We start from the raw sequence: 22,973 nt of genomic DNA, 5'->3' as shown, positions 1-22,973 counted from the left end.
TTTTGGTGGCCCCGAAAAGCTCGCTGGCAAGCCAGCTCCCACAAGTCACAGGGCGGCGGCATCCAACAGGCGTTCGATGCCTACCAGGTCGGGCACCTTGGCGACTTGTTCGCCCACTTGTACCGCTGCCACTTCCAGGGGCGCCAGCGGCACGTCGACGTAGCTCAGCTGGCTGTCCAATCGGCACGAACGCGGCACGCCCTGTACCAGCAGGCCGATGAAGCGCAGCGGGCTGCCACCCACCGCGTTGAGCACCACGATGCGCGCCTGCGGGCCCACCACTGGCGCCGCGCCGCAGGCGGCTTCGAAGCTCACCAGCGGCAGCACCTGGTTGCGCCAGGTAATGTGCCCCAGGTGCCAGGCCGGGCGGTCGGGGGCTGGCTGGCCGAACTGGTAGCCGATCAGCTCGGCCACCGCCACGTTGGGCAGCACCAGGGTGCGGTCCGCCAGCGGCAGCAGCAGCGCGGTGAGGGTGGTGCGGCGGCCGATGGCACGGTCAAGCATGGCTGCGGCTCCATTGGGCGATGCTGTCGAGCAGTACCGATTCCTGGTACGGCTTGCCCAGGTAGTCGTTGACGCCAATGGCCATGGCTCGCTCGCGGTGCTTCTGGCCGGTGCGCGAAGTAATCATGATGATCGGCAGGTCTTTCAGGCGCGGGTCATGGCGGATCTGCGTGGCCACCTCGAAGCCGTCCATGCGCGGCATCTCGATGTCCAGCAGCAGCACGTCAGGCACGTGTTCCTGCAGCAGGGCCATGGCATCGACGCCGTCCTTGGCCGTCAGCACGGTCATGCCGTGGCGCTCCAGCAGGCGGCTGGTGACCTTGCGTACAGTGACCGAGTCGTCCACCACCATCACCAGCGGTGGCCGGCTGCTGGCGGGCTCCGCCACTGGCAGCGGCGGCTGCACGCTGGCCGGTTGCGCCTGCGACTGGCGCGCATGCGCGGCGCGCACCTGGGCCAGCAGGTCGAGAATCAGCACCACGCGCCCGTCGCCCAGGATAGTGGCGCCGGACAGGCCCTGCACCGCCGCGAACTGCGGCCCCAGGTTCTTCACCACGATTTCCCGGGAACCGGCCAGGGCATCCACCTGCACGGCCATCTGGTGGTCGTGGCCATGGATCAGCAGCACCGGCAACGGTGCGGTCTGGCCCAGCAGGTTGGGCCGCGGCGTGTTGTACAGCAGGTCGCCCAGGTAGCGCAGGTCGTAGCTCTGGCCGCCATAGTGATAGCGCGGCGGGTCCAGGTGGTAATACTCTTCAAGCTCGGCAGGCATCACCCGCACGATGCCTTCCAGGCCATTGAGCGGCAACGCGTAGACCTCCTCGGCGCACTGCACCATCAGCGCGCGGTTCACCGACACGCTGAACGGCAGGCGGATCTGGAACCGTGCGCCCTGCCCCGCCCGCGAATCGATGATCATCGAGCCGCCCAGCTGCTTGACCTCCTCGTGCACCACGTCCATGCCCAGGCCGCGCCCGGAAATCTGCGTGACCTTGGCCGCCGTGGAGAACCCCGGCTCGAGGATGAACTGCAGCACCTCATGGTCGCTGATGTCGCTGTCGGCGCTGATCAGCCCACGCTTGACGGCCTTGGCCCGCACCGCGTCCAGCGGCACGCCGGCGCCGTCGTCGCTGAGTTCGATGACGATGTCGCCGCCCTCGTGCAGCAGGTTCAGGCTGATGCGCCCGCGTGCCGGCTTGCCCTTGGCCAGGCGCACCTCGGCCGGTTCCAGGCCATGGTCGACGGCGTTGCGCAGCATATGTTCCAGCGGCGCCAGCATGCGTTCCAGCACGCTGCGGTCCATCTCGCCCTCGGCGTTGCCGACGTCGAACTCGACCTCCTTGCCCAGCTCGCCCGCCACCTGCCGCACCAGCCGCTGCAGGCGTGGCAGCATGCGTTCGAACGGCACCATGCGCGTGCGCATCAGGCCTTCCTGCAGCTCGGTGTTCACCCGCGCCTGCAACTGCAGCAGCTTGTGCGCGTCCTGATTGCGGGCGGCCAGGGTTTCCTGCAGGTCGAGCAGGTCGGAGGCCGATTCGAACAGCGCCCGCGACAGCTGCTGCAGCTGCGAATGGCGGTCCATTTCCAGCGGGTCGAAGTCTTCGTAGCCCTGGCGCTCGCTGTCGGCGTGCTGCCTGCTGAGGATGCGCCCCTGGGTCTCGGTGTCCAGGCGGCGCAGCTGCTCGCGCATGCGCTCGATGGTGGTTTCCATTTCACCCAGGGCCACCTGCGCGTCGTTGACCTGCTGTTCGATGCGGCCGCGGAAAATCGAGGTCTCGCCAGCCAGGTTGCCCAGGTCTTCAAGCAGCTCGGCGGCCACCTTGACCATGTCGCCCGGTGCACGTTCCTGCAATGCCGCGGGCGGCTCGGGCAGCAGCACCGCGCGCTCGGGCTGCGGCGTGGCCGGCACCGGACTGACGAAACCGCGGATGGCAGCGATCAGCGTCGGGTCGGCGTTGACCGGCTGGTGCCGGCGCAGGGCGTCGAGCATGTTGCCCAGGCGGTCATGGCCGTTCTGCAGCAGGCTGAACAGCGGCGGGCTGGGCGCCAATACGCCGGCGGAGAGGTTTTCGTAGAGGAATTCCAGCTCGTGGGCCAGGTCGCCGATGGGCGCGATCTCGACCATGCGCGCGCCGCCCTTGAGGGTGTGCAGGTCACGCAGCAGGTTCTCGATTTCCAGCGTGTTGCGCGGCTCGGCCTGCCAGCGCTGCAAAGCGGCGCCGGAGCTTTCGACGATGTCGAAGCCTTCTTCGAGGAACACTTCCAGCAGTTCGTTATCACCCGCGCCGGCCGCAGGCTGGCTACTCTCCTCTGGCTCGGGCACGGCAGCGTGGCGGCTTGCGGCCAGGGCCTGCACCAGGTCTTCGGCGCTGCTGGCAGCCTGGCCACGGCGCAGCTGCTCGAGCATGGCCGCCAGCTGTTCGTGGCTGTCCAGCAGCAGCGTCGCCTGGGCTTCGCTGAAGGCCAGGCGGCGCTTGCCGAGGGCCTCGTAGTGCAATTCCAGTTGCTGCGCCAGCTCGTCGATGGCCGCCACGTCGGCCATGCGCGCCGCGCCCTTGAGGGTGTGCAGGTCGCCTTGCAGCGAGGTCAGCGGCGCCAGGTTGTCGGGGTCGGCCAGCCAGCGCTGCAGGGCCTGGTCGGCGCTCTCGAGCAGGTCGGCGCCTTCGTCGAGGAAGAACGCCAGCACGCTGTCATCGGCATGGCTGGCATGCGCCGGCAGTTCCGTGATGCCGTCGGCGCCCACGCGTCCCATGGCGCCGGGGGCCAGGCCCTGCTCCACCAGCGCGTGCAGTGCGCGGATGCGCTCGGGCTGGGGCGTCACGGCCTGGCCGGCGGCCACCTGGTCGAGCATGTCGATCAGGCCGTCATGGGCACGCTCGGCTTCGTCAAAGAACGCCGCGTTGACGTTGACGCTGCTTTCCTCGGCCGCGCCGTACAGGTCCAGCAGCGCTTCGCACAGCTCGTCCACGTCGGGCAGGTCGGCCCACTGCGCGCCCTCGCCCAGGCGCGTCAGCTCGTCCAGCAGGCGCACCAGCTCGTTGCGGTCGTTGGGCTGCTGGCGCCAGCGGCGCAGCAGGGTCTCGGTGTCGTAGAGAATGTCCATGGCCTGGCCCAGGAACGCCTGGGTGGCCTGCGGATCGCGCCGCGCCTGGGGCGCATCGCCCAGGGGGGCCAGGCGCTGCTCCAGGTGCGCGCTGGCCTCGGCGGCCAGCGCCGCGGCACCGGGGATTGCCGCCAGCGGCGTGCTGGCCAGCTGGGCCAGCCCGGCGTGCCAACAGGTTACGGCGCGACCGAGCAGGTCCAGTTCCAGCGCGTCCAGGTCCAGCTGGTGTGCCTTGTATTCGCGGGTCAGGGCATCGAGCGGCGTGGCCAGCTCGGCCATGGGCAGCACGCCGGCCATGTAGGCGCTGCCTTTAAGGGTGTGCAGGGCGCGTTGCAGGGGGTCGTCCACGGCCAGCGGCTGGCCGCCGGCAACGGCGAGGAAACGCTCGACGGTGGCCAGGTGGCCCAGGGCTTCGCTGCGGAAGATGTCCAGCAGCTGCGGGTCCAACTCGGCTTCATCGGCCTTGGCACCGGCCAGGGCATGGGCCTGGCCCGCCAGCAGGTCGACCTCGTCGCACTGGCGCTGGCGGTGGCTGGCGAAGTCGGCCGCCAGGCGTGGCAGCAGCGCCTGGGCCTGTTCAAGCAATTGTTGCACCTGGGCCGTGTCGCGCACGCTGTCGTCCAGCACGCGGTTGAGCAGGTTCTCGCAGGCCCAGGCCAGCTCGCCCAGCACCAGCGCGCGGACCATGCGGCCACTGCCCTTGAGCGTATGGAAGGCCCGGCGCAGTTCGGCCAGCGCGCGGCGGTCGGCGTGGTCGGCGGCCCAGCGCGGCAAGTATTCGCGCAGCACCTGCAAGACCTCGTCGGTCTCTTCCAGGAACACTTCGCGCAGCTCATCGTCCACCGGTGGCTCGTCGGCGGGCGGCGGCAGCAGGCTGCCGGGGGCCGACTGCGCCGGCGGGTTGAACGTGGGCACGGGGCTGGCCAGCACCTGGGCCAGGGACTGCGCCACCTGGGGGCTGGCCAGCGGCTGCAGGTCGCGCAGCACCAGGGCCTCGGCGGGGCTCAGCACTTCTTCCAGCACCGGCACGTCCAGCGCCGTGGGCAGGTAGCCCAGCGCGGCCAGGCCCTCCTCGGCCACGTCGAGCACACGCTCGCCTGGCGCCTGGGGGTCGTTGCTCAGGCGCTCCAGGTAATACTCGATGGCGCTCAGGGCATCGGCCAGGTTGTCCATCTGCCGGGCACCGGGCTGCTGCGGGTCGGCCAGCAGGTGCGCCTTGATGTAATCGTTGCAGGTCTCCAGCAGCGCTGCGGCGCGCACCAGCGGGATCATCGCCAGGGCGCCGCGCACCTGGGTGAGCAACGCCGGCAGGGGTTGCAGGCGCTCGCGGTCGCGGCCCGATTCCAGGTATTCGCTGATCATGTCCTTGGCCTGCTGCAGGCCGAAGCGCGCTTCCTTGATCACCAATTGGTGGATCTGGGTCAGGTCGGTGCTGGGCAGGTGGCTGTCGTCGGCGCGGCTTGGCTCGTCAGGGCCGACCATGCCCACCAGGGTCGATTCCACGTACAGCAGCGCCCCGGCCACGTCCATCAGCACCGAATCGCTGGGCTCGCGCAGGCCCTGGGCCAGGCCGTGGATCACCGCCATCTGGTCGAGGATGACCTTGCGCGGCTGGCCGAAGCCCAGCACCGCCAGGGTGTCGGTGACCTGGCGCAGCGACGGCACCAGGCCATCCAGCGCCGAGACCTGCTGGCGGTCGCCACGCACGAAGTGGTCGAGCTGTTCCTTGACCCGCACCAGCTCCTCGCACAGGGCGCTGACCACCGAACGCAAGGCGTCGGGGTCGGGCACCACCAGTTGCGCCTGCTCCTGGGCCAGGGAGCGCCCAGGCAGCGGCGGCTCGCCCAGCTCATAGGCCTCGCGCAGCACCTGCAGGCGCGGCGACTGGCCGCGGGCGGTGGCCACGTAGAACAGCAGGCCCTTGAGGAGTTGCGCCGGCGCGGCCTGGTTGATGCCGACCACGCCCTCTTCCAGCAGGCGCTTGAGCTCGCGGTCGCACTCCTTGAACAGGCTGTTCAGCGCCGGGCTGGGCAGCACGCTGCCGTGCTGCAAACCCTCCACCAGCGCCGCCGCCACCTGCCACAGGGGGCTGAGCGGCGCGCCGTGGCACAGGTTTTCCAGGCGGTCGAACACCCGCGCCATCTGCCCCAGGTGCAGGGCCACTTCCGGCTCGCGCACCAGGCCCACCAGGGCCTGCTGCAGGCTCTGGCGCAGCTTGCGCAGCCATTCGGGCCATTCCGGGCTGTCGAGTTGGGCCAACTGGTTCACGTCCAGGGCTTCGGGGGTGGGCAGGTCAACGCCGAACAGGCTGTTTTCCGCCAACGGCGCCGCACCACGTGCGCCGCGCAAATCATTGATCAAGGGCAATACCACCAGAGGCAGGTCGCGCCGGGCCAGGTGCACCTGGTCCAGGTAAAGAGGTAATTGGGTGAAGGCCAGCAGCAGCCATTTCACGGCTTCGGCCTGCTGGGTGACGCGGCCGTGGGCCAGGGCCCGGCCCAGATGTTCGATTTCCTCGGCGAACAGCGCCGCACCGTAGAATTCGACCATCTGCAGGCTGCCGTGCACCTGGTGCAGGTAGCCCAGGCAGCGGCCCATGGCCTCGCCGGCGTGGGGTTCGGCGATAAAGGTTTCCAGGGCCGCGCGGGCCTGCGCGAGGGTCTCGGCGATTTCGCCGCGGACCCACTCCAGCGCTACGTAATCGTGGCGGTCAGCCATGGCGCATCCCCTGGTGGTGCCTCAACTCAGCCCGGCTCCCTGGCCTTGGGCAAGGTAAAACCCGACACCGAGCGGCGCATCTCGCTGGCCATGTGGGCCAGGTTGCCGATGCTCTCGGCGGTGGTGGTGGTGCCGGACGAGGTCTGCTCGGTGATCTGCTGGATTACCGACATGGTATGGGAAATCTGCCCGGCCGAGCTGGTCTGCTGCTGCGCGGCGGCGGAAATGGTCTGGATCAACGCCGCCAGGTCCTCGGACACGCCTTCGATCTCCTCCAGCGCCACCCCGGCGTCGTGGGCCAGGCGCGCACCGCGCACCACCTCGAAGGTAGTCTGCTCCATGGAGATGACGGCTTCGTTGGTGTCGGCCTGGATGGCGCGCACCAGCATCTCGATCTGGCGGGTGGCCGACGATGAGCGCTCGGCCAGGCGCTGCACCTCGTCCGCCACCACGGCAAAGCCGCGCCCGGCCTCGCCGGCCATGGACGCCTGGATGGCGGCGTTCAGGGCGAGGATGTTGGTCTGGTCGGCGATGTCGTCGATCAGGCTGACAATGTCACCGATTTCCTGGGAAGACTCGCCCAGGCGCTTGATACGCTTGGACGTGTCCTGGATCTGCTCGCGAATGTTGTCCATGCCGCGGATGGTGTTGTGCACCACTTCGCTGCCCTTGCTGGCGATGGTCACCGAGCGCTCGGCCACCTTGGCCGACTCCCAGGCGTTGGTGGACACCCGGTCGATGGACTCGGCCATGTCGCTGATGGCCATGGACGCCTCGCTGATCTGTTGCGCCTGCATCTCCGAGGCGCGCGCCAGCTGGCGCGCGCTGGCCTGGGTGTCCTGCACGGCGGCGGCGACTTCCTCGGCGGTGAGGTTGATGGTGGCCACCAGGTCGCGCAGCTGGTCGATGGAATAATTGATGGAGTCGGCGATGGTGCCGGTGAAATCCTCGGTCACCGAGGCGGTCACGGTCAGGTCGCCGTCGGCCAGGTCCTCGATCTCGTCCAGCAGGCGCATGATCGCCGCCTGGTTGCGTTCGTTCTTCAGCGCGGTTTCGCGCAGCTGGCGGTTGGTCTCGCGCACCATCACCAGGCCGATGAGGATGATCGAGCCCAGGGCCAGCAGGCCCAGCACGTAGCCACCGACGGTATCCAGGGTGCGGCTGCCGGCCAGGTTCTCGAAGCTGATGGCCAGGTGCGAGGCTTCGTCCAGCAGGGTCTGGGACAGGCCGAAAATGGTGGTGGAGGCCTCGCGCACCTGGAACAGCTGCGGCGAGGTCTCGAGGATTTCGTCCACGGAGCCTGAGACGAATTCGAACAGCTCGGCAATTTCCTTCAGCCGCGCGCGGGCGTCGCGGTCCTGCACCTGGCTGATCTGGATGCTCGGGTCGCCATCGAGCATGCCGCGCAGCACCTGGCCGAAGCGGTTGGCGTCGCGGCCGAAGGACTCGGCAGCCGCCGCTGCCGTCTCGTCACCCGAGAGCACGGTGTTCACCGAGCCCAGGATACGCTCGGCCAGCAGCGACTGGCGCTGGGCCACGGCCACCTGGCTGGCGGGAGCGCCGCGCTGCAGGAGGATTTCCACCACCTTTTCGTATTCCACCTGCAACTGCGGCACCGTCTCGCCGAGGGTGGCAGCCACCTGGTGCAGCGACAGCACCGTCTGCTCGCTGGCGAGGATGGCGTCGGTGTTCTTGCGCAGGCTTTCCCAGTCGCGCTGCACCAGGCGCATGTCCTGGTGCACGGCGGCCGGCGCCGGCGGCAGGCCGGTGCTGGTGTCGCCGGACTTGAGCAGGCTCCAGCGGCGATCGAAGTCGTTGCGCGCCTCGGCCAACAGCTTGAACGCCTGGGGCTTGCCGGACGCGGCTTCGGTGGCGTTCTTGGCGATGTTCTGCGACAGCACCCGCAGTTCGCCGGCGTTGCCGATGTACTGCTTGTCGTAGTTGGACTGGGTGTTGAGGTAGGCGAAGTTGGCGAACAGCAGCATGATCGAGACGATCAGGGCGACGAACAGCCCCGCGATCTGCGCGCTGCTGCGCGAGCGCTGTGCCGGTTTGCCAGTGGTGTTTGCCTTGGTCATGGTCAGGCCCCCGCCTGTACTGGGAGCATATCAAAGAGCCACGTTCATGAACCCGGGCAGGTGGGCCAGCGCGAACGGGCTGAACACGTGCCACAGCTGGTCGCGCTGGAAGTGGCCCTGCACGAAGGCCGCCATGCCCGCCGGCAGGTCGCCGGCCACCGACAGGTCGAGGCTGTGCAGCGGAAAATGCTGCAGGCCGCCCACTTCGTCCACCAGCAACCCGGCAATCCATTCGTCACGGTCGATCACCAGCACCCGCCGGTGCTTGTGCACGGCCAGGGGCTCGTGGCCCAGCAGGCCGCTCAGGTCCAGCACCGGCAACAGCCGCCCGCGCACGTTGGCCACGCCCAGCAGCCAGGGCTTCACCCCCGGCACGCGGCTCAGGCGCGGCTCGTGCAGCACTTCGGCCACCTCGCCCATGGGCGCCACGTACCAGTGGCTGCCCAGGCGGAAGCCGATGCCGCTCCAGGTCTGCAAGTGGTTTTCCTGGGACGGCAACTGCGCCGCCAGCTGCCGGCAGCGCTGGTCGATGTCCAGCAGCAGTTCGAAGGCGGTCTGCGCCATGGCCGGCTATCAGCCCGCCAGCACGGCGTTCAGGGTCTTGATCAGGGTTTCTTCTTCCACCGGCTTGGTCAGGTAGTCCTTGGCGCCCTGGCGGGTGCCCCAGACCTTGTCGGTCTCCTGGTCCTTGGTGGTGATGATGATCACCTTGATGTGTGCGGTTTCGGCGTCCTTGTGCAGCTGGCGGGTGGCCTGGAAGCCGTTGAGGCCAGGCATGACAATGTCCATCAGCACCGCATCGGGCTTTTCCTGGCGGGCCAGGGCCACGCCATCGGCGCCGTTCTCGGCCTTGAGCACTTCATGACCGTGCTTCTCGAGCATGCTGGTCAGTTTGTACATTTCGGTCGGCGAGTCGTCGACGATCAGAATACGAGCCATGGTGTTCCCCATTTCATTGATTAGTGCGCGGCGGCGAAGCCCGGTACGTGCGCCCTGATGGCGCCCAGCAGTTCTTCCTTGCTGAAGGGCTTGGTCAGGAACTGGTCGGAGCCCACGATGCGCCCGCGGGCCTTGTCGAACAGGCCGTCGCGCGACGACAGCATGATCACCGGGGTGGCCTTGAACGCGCTGTTGTTCTTGATCAGCGCACAGGTCTGGTAACCGTCCAGGCGCGGCATCATGATATCGACAAAGATAATACGCGGATGATTGTCGGCGATCTTGGCCAATGCATCGAAGCCGTCGGTGGCCGTGATGACCTCGCAGCCGACGTTTTCGAGCAGCATCTGGGCGGTGCGACGAATCGTCTTGGAGTCGTCGATGACCATGACCTTGAGCGCTGCGGGGTGCTGTTCCATAAGGGTCTGCTTTGGAAGGCTGAAAAACTGGCCGGGAACCGGCTCCCACATCAACAAGCCTTTTTAGCACACTCGCTCGGTGCATTCCATCAAGCGCCCCCTTGACCCGGCGGCCCGTCGGCGCCACCCTGACGCCACTTTTCAAGACCTGTCCACGGCGGCCCAAGCCGCCCAAAGGAGCTTCCCATGAGCGTACGCCTCGGCATTGTCATGGACCCCATCGCCGAAATCTCCTACAAAAAGGACAGCTCGCTGGCCATGCTGCTGGCTGCCCAGGAGCGCGGCTGGACCCTGTTCCACATGGAAATCCAGGACCTCTACCAGGCCAAGGGCCAGGCCCGCGCGCGCATGCGCCCGCTGAAAGTGTTCGCCAACCCCGAGCACTGGTTCGAGTTCGAATCCGAAGTGGACGCGCCGCTGGCCGACCTCGACGTGATCCTGATGCGCAAGGACCCGCCCTTCGACCTGGAGTTCGTCTACAGCACCTACCTGCTGGAACAGGCCGAGAACGACGGCGTGCTGGTGGTGAACAAGCCGCAATCGCTGCGTGACTGCAACGAGAAGATGTTCGCCACGCTGTTCCCGCAGCTGACCCCGCCAACCATGGTCAGCCGCCGCGCCGACATCCTGCGCGAGTTCGCCGCCGAGCACGGCGACGTCATCCTCAAGCCGCTGGACGGCATGGGTGGCACCTCGATCTTCCGGCACCGCCCGGGTGACCCCAACCTGTCGGTGATCCTCGAGACCCTGACCGCCAACGGCACCCAGCAGATCATGGCCCAGCGCTACCTGCCGGCCATCAAGGACGGCGACAAGCGCATCCTGATGATCGACGGCGAGCCGGTGCCCTACTGCCTGGCGCGCATCCCCGCCGCCGGCGAGACCCGTGGCAACCTGGCCGCCGGTGGCCGTGGCGAAGCGCGCCCGCTGAGCGACAAGGACCGCTGGATCGCCGAGCAGGTCGGCCCTACCCTGCGCGCCAAGGGCCTGTTGTTCGTGGGCCTGGACGTGATCGGTGAAAACCTCACCGAGATCAACGTCACCAGCCCCACCTGCATCCGCGAGATCGACGCTGCGTTCGGCACCAACATCGGCGGCCAGCTGATGGACGCCATCGATCGCAAGCTCAAGGCCCGCTGAGCGACAAGCCGGGGGTTTTTCCGCCCAGTGCGTTATGATGCACGCCCTTTTTCAGCTGTGGGGCGTGCGCTGGCGGACTGACCCCCGCGCCGCATGACTGCCGGATACCCGATGACTGCCGTAACCGATCTTCCTGCCAAGTATTCCCGTGCTTCCGTGCGCCCGGCGGACCGGCTCGGCTTCACCCTGTTCGTCGCCGCCCTGCTGCACGTGGCGGTGATCCTGGGTGTGAGCTTCACCATGGTCAAGCCTGCGGAAATCCGCCAGACCCTGGAAATCACCCTGTCCACCTTCAAGGACGCCAAGGCGCCGAAGAAGGCCGACTACCTGGCCCAGGACAACCAGCAAGGCAGCGGCACCCTGGACAAGAAGGCACTGCCCAAGACCACCGAGGTGGCGCCGTTCCAGGACAACGTCATCAACAAGGTCACCCCGCCGCCCGTGGCCAAGCCCGAGGTCAAGCCCGAGACCGCGCCGGTGAAGAAGGCCGTGACCACCGTGGCGCCCAAGCCGCAGAAGGTCGACACCCGTCGCGATGCAGTCAAGCAGGAGGCCCAGCCGCAGAAGGCCACCCCCGACTTCGACAGCACCAAGCTGTCCAGCGAGATCTCCAGCCTGGAGGCCGAGCTGGCGCACGAGCAGCAGCTGTATGCCAAGCGCCCGCGCATCCACCGCCTGACGGCCGCCTCGACCATGCATGACAAGGGTGCCTGGTACAAGGACGACTGGCGCAAGAAGGTCGAGCGCATCGGCAACCTCAACTACCCCGAGGAAGCCCGCCGCCAGCAGATCTACGGCAGCCTGCGGCTGATGGTCTCGATCAACAGCGACGGCTCGCTGTACGACGTGATGGTGCTGGAGTCCTCCGGCCAGCCGCTGCTGGACCAGGCCGCCCAGCGCATCGTGCGCCTGGCCGCGCCGTTTGCGCCGTTCACCGGCGACCTGTCGGACGTCGACCGCCTGGAAATCATCCGTACCTGGCGCTTTGCCAAGGGCGATCGTCTTTCCAGCAACTGATTGGCACGAAAACAGTCTTGAAAGTCGGCTTGTCAGCCCGCCTGGGCGGCGCCACACTACAGGCCATGAAGAACGTCGATCCGAGTTACCTCAAGCATCAATTCCTGATCGCCATGCCCCACATGGCGGACCCGAACTTTGCGCAGACCTTGACCTACATCGTCGAGCACACGGCCAATGGCGCCATGGGTCTGGTGGTCAACCGGCCCCAGGAACTGAACCTGGCCGATATCCTCGAGCAACTGCGCCCGGACGTCGACCCGCCCGCCAGCTGCCAGCACATTCCCATCTACAGCGGCGGCCCGGTGCAGACCGACCGTGGCTTCGTGCTGCACCCCAGCGGCCCGACCTACCAGGCCACCGTGGACCTGGGCGGCATCTCGCTCTCCACCTCCCAGGACGTGCTGTTCGCCATCGCCGACGGCCTGGGGCCCAAGCAGAGCCTGATCACCCTGGGCTACGCCGGCTGGGAAGCCGGGCAGCTTGAAGCCGAACTGGCCGAGAACGCCTGGCTGACCTGCCCGTTCGACGCCGACATCCTGTTCGGCATGGAAAGCGAGCAGCGCCTGAGCGCCGCCGCCGCCCTGCTGGGGGTCAACCTCAGCCTGCTGACCAACCAGGCGGGGCACGCCTGATGGCCCAGGTTCGTCTATTGCTGGGCTTCGACTACGGCACCAAGCAGATCGGCGTCGCCGTGGGCCAGGTCATCACCGGCCAGGCCCGCGAGCTGTGCACCCTCAAGGCCCAGAACGGCGTGCCCGACTGGAACCAGGTGGAAGCCCTGATCAAGGAGTGGAAGCCCGACGCCATTGTCGTCGGCCTGCCCCTGAACATGGACGGCACCCCCAGCGAGATGTGCGAGCGCGCCGAGAAGTTCGCCCGCCGCCTCAACGGCCGCTACAACCTGCCGGTGCACACCCACGACGAGCGCCTGACCACCTTCGAGGCCAAGGGCCAGCGCCGCGACCGTGGCGGCCAGAAAGGCAGCTACCGCGACAACCCGGTGGACGCCATCGCCGCGGCGTTGCTGCTGCAGGGCTGGCTGGAGGAGCACGCCGGCCAGTTCGGTGCCTGAACATCCCCGTTGCACCGCCGGGCGCGCGCCGCCCGGTCTCTCAAGGAGCAAGTCATGAGCCTTCCAAACCCCGCCCAGCTGATCAGCCAGATGGCGGCCGACCTCACGGCGCACCTGGCCCGGCGCAACATCGCCGAGCCGCGCTTCATCGGCATCCGCACCGGCGGCGTGTGGGTGGCCCAGGCCCTGCTGCACGCCCTGGGCAAGGACGCGCCGCTGGGCACCCTGGACGTGTCCTTCTACCGCGACGACTTCAGCCAGAACGGCCTGCACCCGCAGGTGCGCCCCTCGGACCTGCCGTTCGAGATCGAAGGCCAGCACCTGGTGCTGGTGGATGACGTGCTGATGAGCGGCCGCACCGTGCGCGCCGCCCTCAACGAGCTGTTCGACTACGGCCGCCCGGCCAGCGTGACCCTGGTCAGCTTGCTGGACCTGGACGCCGGCGAGCTGCCGATTCGCCCCAACGTCGTCGGCGCCACCCTGTCGCTGGCACCGCACGAACGGATCAAACTGACCGGGCCCGCCCCGCTCGCCTTCGAGCGCCAGGACCTCGCTTCCGCCCTTTGAGAGTTCCCGTGATGACGCCTATCGACGCCAAGCGCCCGCTGCAGCTCAACGACCAGGGCCAGCTGCGCCATTTCCTTTCGCTCGACGGCCTGCCCCGCGAGTTGCTGACCGAGATCCTCGACACCGCCGATTCGTTCCTGGAAGTGGGCGCGCGGGCAGTCAAGAAGGTCCCGCTGCTACGCGGCAAGACCGTGTGCAACGTGTTCTTCGAGAACTCCACGCGCACCCGCACCACGTTCGAGCTGGCGGCCCAGCGGCTGTCGGCGGACGTCATCACCCTGAACGTGTCCACCTCCTCCACCAGCAAGGGCGAGACGCTGTTCGACACCCTGCGCAACCTGGAGGCCATGGCCGCCGACATGTTCGTGGTGCGCCACGCCGATTCCGGCGCCGCGCACTTCATCGCCGAGCACGTGTGCCCGGAGGTGGCGATCATCAACGGCGGCGACGGCCGCCACGCACACCCCACCCAGGGCATGCTCGACATGCTGACCATCCGCCGGCACAAAGGCGGCTTCGAGCACCTGTCGGTGGCGATCGTCGGCGATATCCTGCATTCGCGGGTGGCACGTTCGAACATGATCGCGCTCAAGGCCCTGGGCTGCCCGGACATTCGCGTGGTGGCGCCCAAGACCCTGCTGCCGGTTGGCGTGGAGCAATACGGGGTCAAGGTGTACACCGACCTGGAGCAAGGTCTCAAGGACGTCGACGTGGTAATCATGCTGCGCCTGCAGCGCGAGCGCATGGCCGGCGGCCTGCTGCCCAGCGAGGGTGAGTTCTACCGCCTGTTCGGCCTGACCACCGCGCGCCTGGCCGGCGCCAAACCCGATTGCATCGTGATGCACCCCGGGCCGATCAACCGCGGCGTGGAGATCGAATCGGCGGTGGCCGATGGCGCCCACTCGGTCATCCTCAACCAGGTCACCTATGGCATCGCCGTGCGCATGGCCGTGCTGTCCATGGCCATGAGCGGCCAGAATGCCCAGCGTCAACTCGACCAGGAGAACGCCCAGTGAGCCTCAGTATCCTCGGCGCTCGCGTCATCGACCCGGCCACCGGCCTGGACCAGGTCTGCGACCTGCACATCAGCGAAGGCAAGCTGCTGGCCATGGGCGCCGCGCCCGCAGGCTTCGTGCCCAGCCAGGTGCTGGAAGCCCAGGGCCTGATCGCCGCCCCGGGCCTGGTGGACCTGAGCGTGGCCCTGCGCGAGCCGGGCTACAGCCGCAAGGGCACCATCGCCAGCGAAACCCGCGCCGCTGCCGCCGGTGGCGTCACCAGCCTGTGCTGCCCGCCACGCACCAGGCCGGTGCTGGACACCCCGGCGGTGGCCGAACTGATCCTGGACCGCGCCCGCGAGGCCGGCCACACCAAGGTGTTCCCGGTCGGCGCCCTGAGCAAGGGCCTGGAAGGCGAACAGCTGGCCGAGCTGGTGGCGTTGCGTGACGCCGGTTGCGTGGCCTTCGGCAACGGCCTGGCAAGCTTCCAGAACACCCGCACCCTGTGCCGGGCGCTGGAATACGCCGCCACCTTCGACCTGACCGTGGTGTTCCACTCCCAGGACCGCGACCTGGCCCAGGGTGGCCTGGCCCACGAAGGCCCCACCGCCAGCTTCCTGGGCCTGGCCGGTATTCCGGAAACCGCCGAGACCGTGGCCCTGGCCCGCGACCTGCTGCTGGTGGAACAGAGCGGCGTGCGCGCGCACTTCAGCCAGCTGACCAGCGCCCGTGGCGTGGAACTGATTGCCCAGGCCCAGGCCCGTGGCCTGCCGGTGACGGCGGATGTGGCGCTGTACCAGTTGATCCTCACCGACGAGGCGCTGATCGACTTCTCCAGCCTGTACCACGTGCAGCCGCCGCTGCGCACCCGCGCCGATCGCGACGCCTTGCGTGAGGGGGTGAAGTGCGGCGTGATCCAGGCCATTTCCAGCCATCACCAGCCCCACGAGCGCGACGCCAAGCTGGCGCCGTTCGGGGCCACCGAGCCGGGCATCAGCAGCGTCGAGCTGCTGCTGCCACTGGCGCTGACCCTGGTGGAAGATGGCCTGCTGGACCTGCCCACCCTGCTGGCACGCCTGAGCAGCGGCCCGGCCGCGGCCCTGCGCCTGCCGGTAGGCGAATTGAAAGTGGGTGGCCCGGCCGACCTGGTGCTGTTCGCCCGCAACGTCTCCACCGTGGCGGGCGAGCGCTGGCTGTCCAAGGGCGACAACTGCCCGTTCATCGGCCACACCCTGCCGGGCGTGGTGCGCTACACCCTGGTGGACGGCCATATCGCCCACAACGGCTGACGCAAATCCCTGTAGCAGCGGCCGCCAGGCCGCGTCCCCAGGCGCCGCTGCTTACCGGTTCTGCGCGTTCTTCAGCGAAATCTGGTCATTCAAGGTCCAGAAGTCATACAGCACGCCAATCAGGAAGAACCCGCCCGTGAGCAGGTAGATCAGGCCACTGATCCATTTGCCCTGGTACATGCGATGCACCCCGAACACCCCCAGGAAGGTCAACAGGATCCAGGCCACGCTGTAGTCGGTGGGGCCGGCGAAGAAACGCATGTCCGCCTCGCGGTCCATCCCCGGTATCAGTAACAGGTCGATCAGCCAGCCAATGCCGAACAGGCCGAAGGTGAAGAACCACAACGTGCCGGTGATCGGCTTGCCGTAATAGAAGCGATGCGACCCGGTAAAACCAAAAATCCACAACAGGTAACCCAGCACCACGCTGTGGGTATCCTGGTACCGGCTGTCTTGCTGATAGCTGTTCATGAGCGGCTTCGTACCCTCTGATAATTAAATTTTCTAAACATTTATGTGACTTTTTTGTCCCGTGCCGACGTGTGGTTGTGTGACCACCGAGTCGAGCAAACCCTTGCCCCGCCTGACTTCCACGCAAAAATTGTGGGAATTTGCCGTAGATTGATCACTTTTCGATCAGGATCACTGCCGACCAGCGGGTTAAAAACTGATCAAAAAGCTGTTATAAAGTTGCGCGCTTACCCACAAGAGCCTTGCCGAATGCGTCCATTTTTGAAGACATGGCTAACCATTTGCCTTTTATTGCCACTGGCCGCCCACGCCACCAATCGTGAGCAACGACTACCCGCCGGCTTCACCGGTCACGCTGCCAAGACCGGCGCAGCAGAACATACATCCACCCCGGTAGAACGTACCGAGGTGCTGGCCAGCAAATCCACCAGCCGCAGCAAGAAGCAGTCGGGGCGCAACCGCCACGGCCGCAACAGCGGCAGCAGCAACAGCCCGGCAGCCAAGGCCGTGGCCCAGATGTCGCCCAAGCAGAGCAGCGAAGTGCTGTCGCGCGCGGTCAACGTCCTGGGTACTCCCTATCGTTGGGGCGGCAGCAGCCCAAGTAAAGGGTTCGATTGCAGCGGGCTGGTGAAATACGCCTTCAACGACGTGCATGCGGTGGACCTGCCGCGCACTTCCAACGCCATGGCCGCCGGCCACGGCCAGAAGGTAGACCAGAAGGACCTGAAGCCGGGCGACCTGCTGTTCTTCAACATCAAGAGCCGCCGGGTCAACCACGTGGCCATCTACCTGGGCAACGATCGCTTCATCCACGCGCCGCGTCGCGGCAAGTCGGTGACCATCGATACCCTGAACAAGCCGTACTGGCAGGAACACTACGTTGTTGCCAAGCGCGTCCTGCCAAAGGACCAGGCCATGCGCGTGGTCCAGCGCTGATTCACCGTGACCCTGGCGTCGGGCCCCGTTCCGGCGCCAGGTTCAACCCCTCCCTGGGCTCCGCGCCCGTGCTCGACTCCAGCTTGATCATCAACCGCAGGTCGTTCGCCGAATCGGCGTACGCCAGCGCGTCCTCGTAGCTGATCGCCTTCTCCCGGTACAACTCGTACAACGCCTGGTCCAGGGTACGCATGCCCTGGTCGTTGGTGCGGCGCATCAGGGTTTTCAGGCCCGGCACCTCGCCCCGGCGGATGCGGTCGGCCATCAGCGGCGTATTCACCAGGATTTCGACCACGGCACGCCGACTAGTTCCATCCGGGGTGGGCACCAGTTGCTGGGCGATGATGGCGCGCAGGTTCAGCGACAGCTCCATCCACACCTGGGTGTGGCGGTCCTGGGGGAAGAAGCTGATCACCCGCTCCAGCGCCTGGTCGGCGTTGGAGGCATGCAGGGTGGCCACGCACAGGTGGCCGGTTTCGGCGAAGCTCAGGGCCTGGCCCATGGTCTCGCGGCTGCGCACCTCGCCGATCATGATCACGTCCGGGGCCTGGCGCAGGGTGTTGCGCAGTGCCACTTCGAACGAGTCGGTGTCGATGCCCACCTCGCGCTGGGTGACGATGCAGTTCTGGTGTTCATGGAGGAACTCGATGGGGTCCTCGATGGTGATGATGTGGCCGGTGCTGTGCTTGCTGCGGTGGTCGATCATCGCCGCCAGGGTCGAGGACTTGCCGGTGCCAGTGGCGCCCACTACCAGCACCAGGCCGCGCTTGAGCATGGCCAGGCCCTTGAGGGTGTCGGGCAGTTTCAGCTCATCGAAGGTGGGAATGCGGCTTTCGATGCGGCGGATGACCATGGCCGGCAGGCTGCGCTGGCAGAACGCGCTGACGCGGAAGCGGCCGATGTCGCGGGCGTGGATGGCGAAGTTGCACTCGCGGTGCTCGACGAACTCCAGCCGCTGGGGCTCGCTCATCAGCCCCAGCACGGCCTCGCGCACCTGCTCGGGGCTCATGGCGTTCTTGGTGACCGGCATGATCTTGCCGTGCACCTTGAGCGAGGGTGGCAGGCCTGGCGTGATGAAAAGGTCGGAACCGGCCTTGTCGACCATCAGTTTCAACAGCCTTTCGAACTCCATGGCCTACACCTCGCATCCAGCGGTCAGAAATTGTCGGGGGACTTGGCCTTCTCGCGCGCCGCCTCGCGGCCGATCAGCCCGCGGGCCACCAGGTCCTTGAGGCACATGTCGAGGGTCTGCATGCCCAGCGCGCCGCCGGTCTGGATCGACGAGTACATCTGCGCCACCTTGTCCTCGCGGATCAGGTTGCGGATGGCCGGGGTGCCGATCATGATTTCGTGCGCCGCCACCCGGCCACCGCCGATCTTCTTCAGCAGGGTCTGGGAGATCACCGCCTGCAGCGATTCGGAGAGCATGGAGCGGACCATGGATTTCTCCTCGGCCGGGAACACGTCCACGACCCGGTCGATGGTCTTGGCCGCCGAGGTGGTGTGCAGGGTGCCAAACACCAGGTGGCCGGTCTCGGCCGCGGTCAGCGCCAGGCGGATGGTCTCCAGGTCGCGCATCTCGCCCACCAGGATGATGTCCGGGTCTTCACGCAGGGCCGAGCGCAGGGCGTTGGAGAAGCCCAGGGTGTCGCGGTGCACCTCGCGTTGGTTGACCAGGCACTTCTTCGACTCGTGGACGAATTCGATCGGGTCCTCGATGGTGAGGATGTGGTGGTGTTTGTTGTTGTTCAGGTAGTCGATCATCGCTGCCAGCGTGGTGGACTTGCCCGAACCGGTGGGGCCGGTGACCAGCACCAGGCCGCGGGGCACATCGGTAATCTTTCGAAACACATCGCCCATGCCCAGGTCTTCCATGGTCAGCACCTTGGAGGGGATGGTACGGAACACTGCGCCAGCGCCGCGGTTCTGGTTGAAGGCGTTGACCCGGAAGCGCGCCACGCCAGGTACTTCGAAGGAGAAGTCAGTCTCCAGGTACTCCTCGAAGTCCTTGCGCTGCTTGTCGTTCATGATGTCGTAGATCAGCTCGTGGACCTGCTTGTGATCCAGTGCTGGCAAATTGATTCTGCGTACATCACCATCGACCCGGATCATTGGCGGCAGCCCGGCGGACAGGTGCAGGTCGGAAGCGCCTTGCTTGGCGCTGAAAGCCAGCAATTCAGTAATGTCCATGAGACTCCCCAAAAACAGACAAGCAGGTAGAATGCCCCGGACCCCAAGACCCGCTGGCACAAATTAATGTCCACGATAGCAGACAACGTTTTACGGGTAAGCGCCCGAATCGACGCCGCCGCACAGGCCGTGCAGCGCGACCCTGCGAGCATCGGCCTGCTGGCGGTCAGCAAGACCAAGCCGGCCGAGGCCGTTCGCGAGGCGTTCGCCGCCGGAATCAGCGAATTCGGCGAAAATTACCTGCAGGAAGCCCTGGGCAAACAGGCGCAATTGACCGACCTGCCCTTGACTTGGCATTTCATCGGCCCCATTCAGTCGAACAAGACTCGTGCCATTGCCGAGCACTTCGCCTGGGTACATTCCGTGGACCGCCTGAAAATCGCCCAACGCCTGTCCGAGCAACGCCCGGCCGACCTGCCACCGCTGAACATCTGCATCCAGGTCAACGTCAGTGGCGAGGCCAGCAAGTCCGGCTGCACCGCTGCGGACCTGCCGGCGCTGGCCCAGGCCATTGCCGCCCTGCCGCGGCTGAAGCTGCGCGGCCTGATGGCGATTCCCGAACCTACCGAGGACCGTGCCGAGCAAGACGCGGCCTTCGCCACCGTGCGCAGCCTGCAGGCGAGCCTGAACCTGCCACTGGACACTTTATCCATGGGCATGAGCCACGACCTGGAAGCCGCCGTTGCACAAGGCGCCACCTGGGTGCGTATCGGCACTGCCCTGTTCGGCGCCCGCGACTATGGCCAGCAGCCCTAGCGCGGGTACCCCCGCAACCTCTCAAGGACCTGACATGAGCAAGACTCGTATTGCGTTTATCGGCGCCGGCAACATGGCCGCCAGCCTGATCGGCGGCCTGCGCGCCCAAGGCCTGGAAGCACAGCAGATCCGCGCCAGCGACCCGGGCGAAGAGACCCGCGCGCGCATCAGCGCCGAACACGGCATCGAAACCTTCGCCGACAACGGCCAAGCCGTGGCAGGCGCCGACGTGGTGGTGCTGGCGGTCAAGCCGCAGGCCATGAAGGCCGTGTGCGAGGCCCTGCGCCCCAGCCTTGCGCCCAACCAGGTGGTGGTTTCCATCGCCGCCGGCATCACCTGCGCCAGCATGACCCAGTGGCTGGGCCAGCAGCCCATCGTGCGCTGCATGCCCAACACCCCGGCGCTGCTGCGCCAGGGCGTCAGCGGCCTGTACGCCACCGCACAGGTCACGGAGCAGCAACGCCAGCAGGCCGAGGCACTGCTGTCGGCCGTGGGCATCGCCCTGTGGCTGGACGAAGAACAGCAACTGGACGCCGTCACCGCCGTCTCGGGCAGCGGCCCGGCGTACTTCTTCCTGCTGATCGAAGCCATGACCGCCGCCGGCGAGAAGCTTGGCCTGCCACGCGAGACCGCTGCCCAACTGACGCTGCAGACCGCCCTGGGCGCCGCCCACATGGCGGTTTCCAGCGACGTCGACGCCGCCGAGCTGCGCCGCCGCGTCACCTCGCCGGCCGGCACTACCGAAGCTGCAATCAAATCGTTCCAGGCCGGTGGTTTCGAAGCCCTGGTGGAAAAGGCGCTGGGCGCCGCTGCACACCGCTCGGCCGAAATGGCCGAACAACTGGGCAAGTAAGGAGCCGACATGATCGGATTGAACACCGCAGGTATCTACATCATTCAAACCGTCGGCAGCCTGTACCTGCTGATCGTGCTGTTGCGCTTCGTGCTGCAACTGGTGCGCGCCGACTTCTACAACCCGCTGAGCCAGTTCGCGGTGCGCGCCACCCAGCCGCTGCTCAAGCCTATCCGCCGCATCGTGCCCAGCCTGTTCGGGCTGGACATGTCGTCGCTGCTGCTGGCCATCGTTATCCAGCTGATCGTCATGGGCCTGACGCTGCTGCTGGCCTACGGCACCACCGGCAACCCGCTGCAGCTGCTGATCTGGTCGATCATTGGCGTCACCGCGCTGTTCCTGAAGATCTTCTTCTACGCCCTGATCATCAGCGTGATCCTCTCGTGGGTAGCGCCGGGCAGCCACAACCCGGGCGCCGAGCTGGTCAACCAGATCTGCGAACCGGCCCTGGCGCCGTTCCGCCGCATCCTGCCCAACCTGGGTGGCCTGGATATCTCGCCGATCCTGGCGTTCATGGTGCTCAAGCTGCTGGACATGCTGGTGATCAACAACCTGGCGGCCATGACCCTGATGCCGGGCGTGCTGCGCATGCTGATCTGATCATTCCGAAGCCATAGGCTGAGGATTGTGGGAGCTGGCTTGCCAGCGAGCTTTTAAGGCGCTGAAAAGCTCGCTGGCAAGCCAGCTCCCACAAGGTCAACAAGCCCCGCAATTCCATTGCTTGCCGCTAGCCCCCCCGCTCTTTAGACTTACGCCTCATTTATGCGAGAGCAGGGTCGATGTCCACTGTCTTCCCCGAAGATTCCGTCGGTTTAGTCACACCGCAAATAGCCCACTTCAGCGAACCCCTGGCCCTTGCCTGTGGCCGCGCGCTGAACGCCTACGACCTCATCTACGAAACCTACGGCCAGCTCAACGCCGCCGCCAGCAACGCGATCCTCATCTGCCACGCGCTGTCGGGGCACCATCATGCCGCCGGCTACCACTCGGCCGCTGACCGCAAGCCCGGCTGGTGGGACAGCTGCATCGGCCCCGGCAAGCCGATCGACACCAACAAGTTCTTCGTGGTGAGCCTCAACAACCTTGGCGGTTGCAACGGCTCCACCGGCCCCAGCAGCATCAACCCGGACACCGGCAAGCCGTTTGGCGCCGATTTCCCGGTGCTGACCGTGGAAGACTGGGTGCACAGCCAGGCGCGCCTGGCCGACTACCTGGGCATCCACCAGTGGGCCGCCGTGGTCGGTGGCAGCCTGGGCGGCATGCAGGCCCAGCAGTGGACCATCACCTACCCCGACCGCGTGCGCCATTGCGTGGCCATCGCCTCGGCGCCCAAGCTATCGGCGCAGAACATCGCCTTCAACGAAGTGGCGCGCCAGGCCATCCTCACCGACCCCGAGTTCCACGGCGGTTCGTTCCAGGAAGCCGGGGTCATCCCCAAGCGCGGGCTGATGCTGGCGCGCATGGTGGGCCATATCACCTACCTGTCGGACGACTCCATGGGCGAGAAATTCGGCCGTGGCCTGAAGAGCGAGAAGCTCAACTACGACTTCCACAGCGTGGAATTCCAGGTGGAAAGCTACCTGCGCTACCAGGGCGAAGAGTTCTCCGGGCGTTTCGACGCCAACACCTACCTGCTGATGACCAAGGCGCTGGACTACTTCGACCCGGCCGCCCAGCACGGCGACGACCTGGCCGAGACCTTCAAGCACGCCACGGCCGACTTCTGCGTGATGTCGTTCACCACCGACTGGCGCTTCTCCCCGGCCCGTTCGCGGGAGATCGTCGACGCGCTGATGGCCGCGCGCAAGAACGTCTGCTACCTGGAGATCGACGCCCCGCAAGGCCATGACGCCTTCCTGATCCCGATCCCGCGCTACCTGCAGGCCTTCACCCGCTACATGAACCGAATTGCGATCTGAGGAA

General features: G+C 66.7%; 21 protein-coding genes. 12 read left to right on the top strand and 9 right to left on the bottom strand.

What is annotated here, in order from left to right; genetic code table 11:
• Positions 1 to 45: 45 nt before the first annotated feature.
• Genes ACWKWX_RS03625 through pilG form a run of 6 tightly spaced genes read right to left on the bottom strand, consistent with a single transcriptional unit; the run spans position 46 to position 9,761 of the window.
• A complete protein-coding gene (locus ACWKWX_RS03625) occupies positions 46 to 504 on the bottom strand; it encodes a chemotaxis protein CheW (RefSeq protein WP_483827043.1) in 459 nt (152 codons plus the stop codon).
• A complete protein-coding gene (locus tag ACWKWX_RS03620; protein ID WP_483827042.1) occupies positions 497 to 6,325 on the bottom strand; it encodes a hybrid sensor histidine kinase/response regulator in 5,829 nt (1,942 codons plus the stop codon). The genes ACWKWX_RS03625 and ACWKWX_RS03620 overlap by 8 nt, the downstream gene beginning before the upstream one ends.
• A 26-nt stretch (positions 6,326 to 6,351) precedes the next feature.
• Complete coding sequence (locus ACWKWX_RS03615; RefSeq protein WP_483827041.1) at positions 6,352 to 8,403, bottom strand: methyl-accepting chemotaxis protein; 2,052 nt, start codon at positions 8,401 to 8,403, stop codon at positions 6,352 to 6,354.
• 30 nt (positions 8,404 to 8,433) lie between these two features.
• The gene (locus ACWKWX_RS03610) at positions 8,434 to 8,967 is read right to left on the bottom strand and encodes a chemotaxis protein CheW (RefSeq protein WP_416427335.1); all 534 of its coding nucleotides are present in this window, start codon (positions 8,965 to 8,967) and stop codon (positions 8,434 to 8,436) included.
• Between the two features lie 9 nt (positions 8,968 to 8,976).
• Positions 8,977 to 9,342, bottom strand: coding sequence for a twitching motility response regulator PilH (gene pilH, locus ACWKWX_RS03605; RefSeq protein ID WP_416427336.1), 366 nt, complete (start codon positions 9,340 to 9,342; stop codon positions 8,977 to 8,979).
• A gap of 20 nt (positions 9,343 to 9,362) precedes the next feature.
• Entirely contained in the window at positions 9,363 to 9,761 is a 399-nt protein-coding gene (pilG, locus tag ACWKWX_RS03600; RefSeq protein ID WP_416427337.1) for a twitching motility response regulator PilG, read from the bottom strand.
• 186 nt (positions 9,762 to 9,947) lie between these two features.
• Here pilG and gshB point away from each other — a divergent pair, with 186 nt between their 5' ends.
• The 7 genes from gshB to ACWKWX_RS03565 all read left to right on the top strand — a co-directional run bounded on the left by gshB (position 9,948) and on the right by ACWKWX_RS03565 (position 15,844).
• On the top strand, positions 9,948 to 10,901 hold the full coding sequence (gene gshB, locus ACWKWX_RS03595) for a glutathione synthase (RefSeq protein WP_416427338.1): 954 nt from the start codon (positions 9,948 to 9,950) through the stop codon (positions 10,899 to 10,901).
• 111 nt (positions 10,902 to 11,012) lie between these two features.
• Positions 11,013 to 11,918, top strand: a complete 906-nt coding sequence (locus ACWKWX_RS03590) for an energy transducer TonB (RefSeq protein WP_416427339.1) — start codon at positions 11,013 to 11,015, stop codon at positions 11,916 to 11,918.
• Positions 11,919 to 11,983: 65 nt separating this feature from the next.
• The gene (locus ACWKWX_RS03585; protein WP_416427489.1) at positions 11,984 to 12,553 is read left to right on the top strand and encodes a YqgE/AlgH family protein; all 570 of its coding nucleotides are present in this window, start codon (positions 11,984 to 11,986) and stop codon (positions 12,551 to 12,553) included.
• A complete protein-coding gene (gene ruvX, locus ACWKWX_RS03580; RefSeq protein WP_416427340.1) occupies positions 12,553 to 12,993 on the top strand; it encodes a Holliday junction resolvase RuvX in 441 nt (146 codons plus the stop codon). The genes ACWKWX_RS03585 and ruvX overlap by 1 nt, the downstream gene beginning before the upstream one ends.
• 54 nt (positions 12,994 to 13,047) lie before the next feature.
• A complete protein-coding gene (pyrR, locus tag ACWKWX_RS03575; RefSeq protein ID WP_483827040.1) occupies positions 13,048 to 13,560 on the top strand; it encodes a bifunctional pyr operon transcriptional regulator/uracil phosphoribosyltransferase PyrR in 513 nt (170 codons plus the stop codon).
• An 11-nt stretch (positions 13,561 to 13,571) separates the two neighbouring features.
• Entirely contained in the window at positions 13,572 to 14,576 is a 1,005-nt protein-coding gene (locus ACWKWX_RS03570) for an aspartate carbamoyltransferase catalytic subunit (protein WP_483827039.1), read from the top strand.
• Positions 14,573 to 15,844: a dihydroorotase gene (locus ACWKWX_RS03565; protein WP_483827038.1), complete on the top strand. Its 1,272-nt coding sequence runs from the start codon at positions 14,573 to 14,575 to the stop codon at positions 15,842 to 15,844. The genes ACWKWX_RS03570 and ACWKWX_RS03565 overlap by 4 nt, the downstream gene beginning before the upstream one ends.
• Before the next feature lie 51 nt (positions 15,845 to 15,895).
• Here the strand turns inward: ACWKWX_RS03565 and ACWKWX_RS03560 are convergent, their stop codons facing one another.
• Positions 15,896 to 16,315, bottom strand: a complete 420-nt coding sequence (locus ACWKWX_RS03560) for an NINE protein (RefSeq protein WP_483827037.1) — start codon at positions 16,313 to 16,315, stop codon at positions 15,896 to 15,898.
• Between the two features lie 249 nt (positions 16,316 to 16,564).
• Between ACWKWX_RS03560 and ACWKWX_RS03555 the strand changes: the two genes are divergently transcribed.
• Positions 16,565 to 17,251: a C40 family peptidase gene (locus ACWKWX_RS03555; RefSeq protein ID WP_416427345.1), complete on the top strand. Its 687-nt coding sequence runs from the start codon at positions 16,565 to 16,567 to the stop codon at positions 17,249 to 17,251.
• 1 nt (position 17,252) lies between these two features.
• On the opposite strand, the gene ACWKWX_RS03550 is transcribed toward ACWKWX_RS03555, so the two are convergent.
• Both ACWKWX_RS03550 and ACWKWX_RS03545 read right to left on the bottom strand, forming a co-directional pair.
• Positions 17,253 to 18,383 carry a PilT/PilU family type 4a pilus ATPase gene (locus tag ACWKWX_RS03550; protein ID WP_483827036.1) on the bottom strand — a complete coding sequence of 377 codons (1,131 nt, stop codon included), beginning with the start codon at positions 18,381 to 18,383 and terminating at the stop codon, positions 17,253 to 17,255.
• Positions 18,384 to 18,406: 23 nt separating this feature from the next.
• Positions 18,407 to 19,441, bottom strand: a complete 1,035-nt coding sequence (locus ACWKWX_RS03545) for a type IV pilus twitching motility protein PilT (protein ID WP_416427347.1) — start codon at positions 19,439 to 19,441, stop codon at positions 18,407 to 18,409.
• Positions 19,442 to 19,507: 66 nt separating this feature from the next.
• Between ACWKWX_RS03545 and ACWKWX_RS03540 the strand changes: the two genes are divergently transcribed.
• From ACWKWX_RS03540 to metX, 4 genes are all read left to right on the top strand, one after another.
• The gene (locus ACWKWX_RS03540; protein ID WP_483827035.1) at positions 19,508 to 20,197 is read left to right on the top strand and encodes a YggS family pyridoxal phosphate-dependent enzyme; all 690 of its coding nucleotides are present in this window, start codon (positions 19,508 to 19,510) and stop codon (positions 20,195 to 20,197) included.
• A 34-nt stretch (positions 20,198 to 20,231) separates the two neighbouring features.
• Complete coding sequence (gene proC / locus ACWKWX_RS03535; RefSeq protein WP_483827034.1) at positions 20,232 to 21,050, top strand: pyrroline-5-carboxylate reductase; 819 nt, start codon at positions 20,232 to 20,234, stop codon at positions 21,048 to 21,050.
• A gap of 9 nt (positions 21,051 to 21,059) precedes the next feature.
• A complete protein-coding gene (locus tag ACWKWX_RS03530) occupies positions 21,060 to 21,650 on the top strand; it encodes a YggT family protein (RefSeq protein WP_483827033.1) in 591 nt (196 codons plus the stop codon).
• 179 nt (positions 21,651 to 21,829) lie between these two features.
• Positions 21,830 to 22,969 carry a homoserine O-succinyltransferase MetX gene (gene metX / locus ACWKWX_RS03525; protein WP_416427352.1) on the top strand — a complete coding sequence of 380 codons (1,140 nt, stop codon included), beginning with the start codon at positions 21,830 to 21,832 and terminating at the stop codon, positions 22,967 to 22,969.
• Positions 22,970 to 22,973 lie beyond the last annotated feature (4 nt).

This window comes from Pseudomonas imperatae (assembly GCF_057128625.1).
This window is presented reverse-complemented; position numbering and strand designations above follow the sequence as displayed.